Annotated in this window: 5 protein-coding genes; 2 read left to right on the top strand and 3 right to left on the bottom strand. The window is 63.9% G+C overall.

From position 1 onward, the window contains the following. The 3 genes from ACDA63_RS19075 to ACDA63_RS19065 form a co-directional block, all read right to left on the bottom strand. A partial coding sequence (locus ACDA63_RS19075; RefSeq protein WP_373664886.1) for a DUF3141 domain-containing protein occupies positions 1-2,379 on the bottom strand: 2,379 nt, incomplete at its 3' end. 111 nt (positions 2,380-2,490) lie between these two features. After that, on the bottom strand, positions 2,491-3,765 hold the full coding sequence (locus ACDA63_RS19070) for an NAD(P)/FAD-dependent oxidoreductase (RefSeq protein ID WP_373664885.1): 1,275 nt from the start codon (positions 3,763-3,765) through the stop codon (positions 2,491-2,493). 72 nt (positions 3,766-3,837) lie between these two features. Beyond that, positions 3,838-4,461, bottom strand: coding sequence for a TetR family transcriptional regulator (locus ACDA63_RS19065; protein ID WP_373664884.1), 624 nt, complete (start codon positions 4,459-4,461; stop codon positions 3,838-3,840). Positions 4,462-4,643: 182 nt separating this feature from the next. Between ACDA63_RS19065 and ACDA63_RS19060 the strand changes: the two genes are divergently transcribed. Both ACDA63_RS19060 and ACDA63_RS19055 read left to right on the top strand, forming a co-directional pair. Continuing rightward, positions 4,644-5,915 carry an efflux RND transporter periplasmic adaptor subunit gene (locus ACDA63_RS19060; protein WP_373664883.1) on the top strand — a complete coding sequence of 424 codons (1,272 nt, stop codon included), beginning with the start codon at positions 4,644-4,646 and terminating at the stop codon, positions 5,913-5,915. Between the two features lie 14 nt (positions 5,916-5,929). Then, positions 5,930-7,641 (top strand): efflux RND transporter permease subunit (locus ACDA63_RS19055; RefSeq protein WP_373664882.1); only part of this gene is annotated, 1,712 nt, incomplete at its 3' end.

Below are 7,641 nucleotides of genomic sequence, written 5' to 3'. Positions count from 1 at the left end.
CTTGTTTTCGTTTTTTGCCTTGCTGCCGTTGCGGCGTCGCGTGGCGATGCTGGTAGCACCGGCCGGGCGTTCTTCGATATTGCGCGATTGGCGGTACTGCCCGATGCGCGCCAGCAGTGCGTCGAACACTTCGCGCTGGTGGTCGCTCATGTCGAACGACGCGATCCGCGGATCCGCGGCGAGCTTTTCGAAGAACATGACATAGCGTTCGCGCTCATCGTCGTCGTGCAACAGTTGCGGCAGGGTGGAGACTGCTTCCTGCGGTGCATAGCGGACGATGATGTCTTGTTCGCCACGAATGCGGCGGCGCTCGTCGGGCGGGATTTCACGGCCCACGATCTCGGTGTAGTCCTTGAGGATGTCCGACAGCGTGTGCAGTTCGGCCAGCGGCATGGGGTTCTGCGGCTCGGCCATGAGCGAGGCCGTGCGCGCGATGGCTTCGATCAGCCCGCCACGGGTCATCGAGGCCAGCGCGTCGCGCACCACCGGCAACTGGCGCGGGTCGGACGCGGCTGGCGTCGTCTGTGGCAGGGCGGACGTGGCCTCCTGGTGGGTCATCGCGTAGATCGGGCCGAAGATGTTGAAGAACGAGTGTTCCGACCAGGCGTCCCGAAGATCGCGATACAGATCCCAGCCGGCGCTGATCATGTCCGACATGTAGTGCTCGACCCGGTACGGCACACTGTCGGTGTCGGCCTTCACGCGGTTCTGGCGTGCGAGATCGGCGGCCGCGGGCAGCCAGTCGAGCCACGGATTGAGACCCGATATCGACCAGTGCTGCACGCGTAATGGATGCATCTGACGGGCCAGGCGGGCCGTGGTGTCGTTGGACAGTGCCTGCACGATCGGACGCGCAAAGAGCTCATAGGCGCGCTGGTTCATCTCAGACACTGCGCCCACGGCTTCGAAGGCCTTTTCATCGACGCGTTCGAAACGATTGAGTTTGCCGGCAACTTCTTCGAGTTCGCGCTCCTGGAATTCGACGCGATAGGTCGTTTCGCCGTCGGCGCCGACCTCGTCGATGATGTTCATCGCGTACAGGCCCGGGGGCAGCGCTTCGATCGAATCCAGCACCGAGACCAGTTCGCGGTATTCACGCTTGGCGACCTTGCCCGAGACGAAAATCCCCAGGTGGCCGCTGTCCGGATGGAGCAGTCCAACGATTACCTGGCCACGCGCCTTGATTTCTTCGGTTGATTTGTAGGTGTCCGCGACCCAGTTGAAAGCCTGCTGGGGCGGCGTGATGTTGTCGCCCATCGAAGCGAACATGACGATCGGCGAGCGCAGTTCGCGCAGGTCCATGAACTGCCCCTGCGGCGAGCGCACGCCTTCGCGCCACAGTGTGTTGCCGACGAACAGGTTGCGGACGATCCATTCGATTTCCGCCGTGTTCATCAGGAAATAGCCGCCCCACCAACGTTCGAATTCGAGGAAGCGGGGCGGTTCGGTATCGATGCGGGAATAGAGCGTGTAGTACTTGTCCCAGAATGTGTTGCCCGGGTTGAGATTCTCGAAGTTGTACACCAGCCAGGCGCCGTCGAATTTCCCGTTGCCGGCGTCGGCGGTGGCCGATGCCAGCCAGGTACCACCCAGGAGGCCGCCCGAGTAACGCATCGGATTGTTGCCTTCGCCCTCGGTCCAGGCGCCGCCCCAGTACGACATGGGGGCGCCGGCGATGACGATCGGCCCCATCTCGTCCGGATTGGAGGCCGCCAGCATCATCGCTGCCCAGCCACCCTGGCAGTTGCCGACGATGACCGGCTTGGCGCTGTCCGGATGCAGTTCGCGCACTTTGTGAACGAACTGTTCCTCGGCCGCGCACACGTCCATCAGCGTCTGGCCGGGTTCAGGGTTGGGGAAGAAGATGACGAAATACACCGGGTGGCCGGCGCGCAGCGCCATGCCCACTTGTGAATCGTCCTTGAAGCCGCCGATGCCCGGGCCGTGGCCGGCACGCGGATCGATGATCATGTAGGGGCGCTTCTTGGCGTCGACCGTCACGCCTTCGGGCGGGACGATGCGTACCAGCGCGTAATTGACCGGCTGATCGAAATGACGCGCGTCGAGCACCATTTCGTACTTGAAGTGAAGGACCGGCGGCGTGCCTTCGCGCACGTGTTCCAGATAGTTGTCGCCGCGCTGACGCAGCGTGTCCCAGAACAGTACGCTGCGCTGGGCGCTGTCGGCGAGGTAGTTTGCTCCTTGCTGCCACCATTCCCATGGCCAGACAGGCTTGGCCGACTCCGTGAGGGCCGAGGCCACTTGGGCGCATCGTTCGCGATAACGCTCGAAAGCGTCGTTGCTGCGGCGCTGCATGATCTTGTTGACCGCCGTCCGCTGTGCATAGATTTGCGAGACGCGGGTCGGAATATCATCCATGGGAGCTCTCCGTGTGTGATCAGCAATCTTTCAAGATAGCTCCTTTTATAGACCGCTTTGCTGCATTGCGGGATAAATTTCCGTGAAACGCTCATCCTGGCCGTGCTCCCGCTAGTCGGCCTCCCGCTCTCGTGGCTGCGGGCTGCCCGTGATGAGCCGCGCGCCGCGTTTGTAGGTCAGGAACGACCATAGCCAGTTGAACATCACGGCCACCCGGTTGCGGAAACCGATGAGAAAAAAGATGTGCACGAAGCCCCATAGCCACCAGGCGATCGGGCCGCTGATCCGCATCCAACCGAAATCCGCCACGGCCGCGCGGCGCCCGATGGTCGCCAGGTTGCCCCAGTTGCGATAACGGAATGCGGCCGGGGGGCGACGCTGTTCCAGTTGAGCCTTGATGACCCGCGCCACATACGCACCGGCCTGCTTGGCGGCGGGCGCCACTCCCGGCACCGCAACACCGGCCGCATCGGTGAGTTGCGCGGCGTCGCCAATGACGAAGATCTCCGGATGTCCGGCAACGCTGAAGTCCCCTTCGACCTTGACGCGTCCGGCTCGGTCCGCCGGCACGCCCAGCCATTCGGCGACGGGTGAGGCCTGCACGCCGGCGCCCCAGATGACGGTCCCCGCGTGGATACGCTCGCCATTGACGACGACGCCGTCGGCATCGCTCTCCGTCACGCGCGCTTCAGTGCGCACGTCGACGCCGAGGTTTTCCAATGCATAGACAGCACGTGCGGAAAGGTCATCGGGAAAGGTCGTCAGAATGCGTGGCCCGGCTTCCACGAGAATGATGCGAGCCTGACGCGGATCGATATGGCGGAAGTCGGTGGCCAGCGCACGCCGCGCCAGTTCGGCGACTGCCCCGGCCATTTCGACGCCGGTCGGTCCGCCGCCCACGATGACGATGGTCAGCAGTCGCTGGCGCTCTTCTTCGTCGGTGCTCATCTCTGCGCGCTCGAAAGCCACCAGCAGGCGGTGCCGGATGGCGGTTGCGTCCTCGATGGTCTTCAGGCCTGGCGCGTTGGTCTCCCATTCGCTGTGGCCGAAATAGGCGTGGCGCGCGCCGGTGGCCAGAATCAGGTAGTCATATGGCAAGCGCTGGCCGGCGGTATCGGCGACGACGCGTTCGGCCGTATTGACGGCAGCAATTTCGCCCATGACGACAGTGGCATTGCGCTGGTCGGACAGAATGCTGCGGATCGGTGCGGCGATGTCGGCCGGCGACAGGCCCGCGGTGGCGACCTGGTAGAGCAGAGGCTGGAACAGATGATGGTTGCGTCGATCGACGATCACCACGTCGACCGGCGCGTCAGCCAGGGCGCGGGCGGCGGACAGGCCGCCGAATCCAGCCCCGACGATGACGACACGGGCGGCATAGGCCATGGGGTGTGCTCCCTCGTTTCAAGTCATTGAGCTCGTGGACGGCAAGACACGCTCCCGCGGCCTATGTTCCAGTCAGGCACGGCGCAGCTGGATGTGATCGCGCACCATCTGGCGACACAGTGGGCGGAACGAATTGTCTTCGGCGGCCGATTTGCCGATCCACAGTCGCACGATGCCGTACATGAACGCGTGGGTGTCGAGCGCGGCGGCGACGGGGTCGACGCCACCCCGCATGCTGCCATGCTCGATGGCGCGGGCGTAGGCGTGTTCCAGCCGTTGGTGCTTGTCATGCGTACGTTCGAAGGCGCACTGGAGGAGTACGCCGAACTCGCCGACGTACTCGCATTTGTTCATCAGCACTTCAAAGGTCTGGCGCATCACCGGGTCCGCTTCGAGCCGGTCGATGTGCATGAGAAGGAAGGATTCGATCGCCGTCAGCGGGTCACGGCCATCTTCCACCTGCAGGGTGTCCTGCAACTCTTCGATGAGCGGCATGAGCACATCGTCCCGCAGCGCCACCATGAGGTCCAGCTTGTTGGCGAAATGCCAATAGACTGCGCCGCGGGTTACGCCAGCGGCATGCGCAATCTGCTCAAGCGTCGTACGGGTCACGCCGTGCTCTGCAAACATGTCGCGCGCCGCGGCGATGATGTCCTGTCGGGTCTTCTCGGTTTCGACCTTGGTTTTTCTGACCATTTTCTAAAATTTCTGTTGAACCATACATGCGTGAATGTTTATTATGGCGCACTCGTAAAGAAATCAAAAATCGCACCCCCATGTGTCAAACTTCTGCGGTTTCGCGCTTGCATCGCGAGATGCACGCCTTGTCACCTCATTCCCCCGTCAATACACGTTCCAGTTTGCTAAGGAGTTCCCGGATGTTGTCCCACGGTATTGCTTCCGCGCGCAGCCAGAGTGGGCGCGCCATTCGTCCATTGGTACTGGGCATCCTCAGCGCCGCCGTACTGGCTGCCTGCTCGGGCAAGGACCAGGGCCAGCAAGGGGCCGGTGCCAATCAGCTCATGCCGGTGGGTTTCATCGAAGCCAAGCCGACGACCGAGCCGGTTTTCGTGGAAGCGGTGGGCCAGACTGAAGGCAGCCGCGAGGTGGAGGTGCGCGCCCGCGTGGGCGGCATCCTGGAAAAGCGCCTGTATGAAGAAGGCAACTCGGTGAAGGCCGGCCAGCCGCTGTTCCTGCTCGATCGGGCGCAACCCGAGGCAGCCTTGCAGAACGCCCGCGCAGCGGTTGCCGAAGCGCAATCGCGCCTCGATCAGGCCACGCGCGAGGTTGATCGCAACAAGGGCCTGGCGGCGCAGGACGCGGTCAGCCGCAAGGATCTGGATGACGCCCTGTCGGCGCAGGCCGCGGCCAAGGCGCAACTGCAGGCGGCACAAGCGACTGCCAGCAATGCGTCGTTGAACGTGGGTTACACCGAAGTGATCGCGCCGGTCTCCGGCATCAGCGGCCGCGCGCTGCGCAATGAAGGCAACCTGATTTCCATCGGCGACGAACTGACCACCGTCATCCAGGCCGATCCGATCAAGGTGCGCTTTGGCCTTTCGGCCACCGACCAGGCCAATGCCCCGGGCGGCAGGATCGACTGGCGCAGTGTGCAGGCCGTCGAGCTGGTGCTGCCCGACGGCACCAAGTACAACACGCGCGGCACGCTGGACTTCGCTGCCACGCAGATCGACCCGAGGCTGGGTACGCGTTCGATGCGCGCGGTCTTCTCCAATCCGAGAACCGAAGTGCTGCCGGGACAGTTCGTGAAGGTGCGCCTGCAGGTCGGCACCAAGAGCGATGTCTTCCGCGTGCCGCAGGCTGCGGTATTGCAGACCGACCAGGCGTTCCTCGTCATGGTCGCGACCAAGAACGACAAAGGCCTGGACGTGGTCGCGCCCCGCCCGGTGCAGCCGGGGCCGTGGGACGGCAAGGATTGGCTGCTCTATGGCGGCCTTCAACCGGGTGACCGCGTGCTGGTCGACAACCTGATCAAGCTGCGTCCCGGCATGCCGATCCAGCCGGTGCCGGCCGGTGCGGCGCCTGGCGCTGCAGGCGGTGCAGCCCCAGGCGGACAGGGGGGCGCGCCCGCCGCGAAACCCGCAGCCAGTGCTCCGGCAGCCAACAGCGCATCCGCCGCTTCGAAGTAAGGGGGCGCTGATCCATGTTCGCTCAGTTCTTTATCCGACGGCCCATTTTTGCCACTGTCATCTCGCTCGTGATCGTGATCGCGGGCCTGGTGGCGGCAAAAGTGCTGCCGATTTCGCAATACCCCGAGATCTCACCGCCTACGGTGTCGATCACCACGAACTATCCCGGCGCCAGCGCCGAGACCCTGGCCCGTACTGTCGCCGCGCCGATCGAGCAACAGCTCAACGGTGTGGAGGGGCTGCTGTATTACACGTCCAACGCGAGTTCGTCGGGACAACTGACGATCACTGCGACCTTCGAACTCGGCATCGACGCCGACCAGGCCGCCGTTAACGTCAACAACAAGGTCAACGCGGTGCTGCCGCGTCTGCCTACCGACGTGCGGACCAACGGCGTGGTGGTGCAGAAGCGTTCGAACGACATCCTGATGCTGGTGTCCTTCGCGTCGCCCGACAAGTCGCGCGACACGTTGTTCATGTCGAACTACGCCAGTATCAACATCGTCGATGACATCAAGCGCACGCCGGGCGTGGGCGATGTGACGGTGTTCGGCCAGGACTACGCCATCCGCGTGTGGCTGCGCCCGGACAAGATGGCGCAGTTGGGCGTGACGACCACCGATGTCGCGGCGGCGATCGCGGCGCAGAACTTCCAGTATGCGGCCGGCAAGATCGGCGCAGCCCCCATCGGCGACGACCAGCAGATCGTCTACACGGTGACGGCACGCGGCCGACTGATCGATCCGGAACAGTTCGCCAACATCATCGTTCGCGCCGGCGGTACAGACGGTTTCCTGCGCATCCGCGACATCGCGCGCGTGGAACTCGGCGGCAAGGACTACAACGTCGAAACGCGCCTGGACGGTGCGCCGGCGGTGGGTCTGGCGATCTACCTGCAGTCCGGTGCCAACGCACTGGCGACGGCCGAAGCCGTCAAGGCCCGCATGGCCGAGTTCTCGAAGACGCTGCCCAAGGGCATGGAGTACGGCATTCCGTACGACACGACCGACTTCGTGAAGGCCTCCATCACCGAAGTGACGCACACGCTGTTCGAAGCGGCGATCCTGGTGATCGCGGTGGTGTTCATCTTCCTGCAGAACTGGCGTGCGACGCTGATCCCGATCCTGGCCGTGCCGGTGTCGCTGATCGGCGCGTTCGCAGGTCTGTGGCTGTTCGGTTTCTCGATCAACACGCTGACCTTGTTCGCCATGGTGCTGGCCATCGGTATCGTGGTTGACGATGCGATCGTGGTGCTGGAGAACGTCGAACGCTTGATGAGCGAAGAAGGCCTGTCGCCGCGCGAAGCTGCCAAGGAGGCCATGCGCGAGGTATCCGGCGCGGTCGTGGCAATCGTGCTGGTGCTGTGCGCGGTGTTCGTGCCGGTGGCGTTCCTCGGCGGTATCGCCGGTACGCTGTACCAGCAGTTCGCGGTGACGGTGGCCGTGTCGGTGGTGTTCTCCGGCATCGTGGCGCTGACGCTCACGCCGGCCTTGTGCGCGATCCTGCTCAAGCCGACGCATGGCAAGCCGAACGCATTCTTCCGTGCCTTCAATACCGGCTTCTCCAAGGCAACCAACGGCTACCTCTATGCCGTGGGCAAGGCGCTGCACCATCGCATCATCTCGGCGGTGCTGTTCCTGGGCGTGATTGCCGTGGCGGTGCTGATGTTCATGCGCATTCCGACCAGCTTCGTGCCGTCGGAAGACCAGGGCTACGTGTTCGGCGC

The organism is Uliginosibacterium sp. sgz301328, assembly GCF_041807905.1.
Taxonomy (GTDB): Bacteria; Pseudomonadota; Gammaproteobacteria; order Burkholderiales; family Rhodocyclaceae; genus JBGVSA01.
Note: the sequence above shows the minus strand (reverse complement) of the source record. Positions and strands in the feature narration are given on the sequence as shown.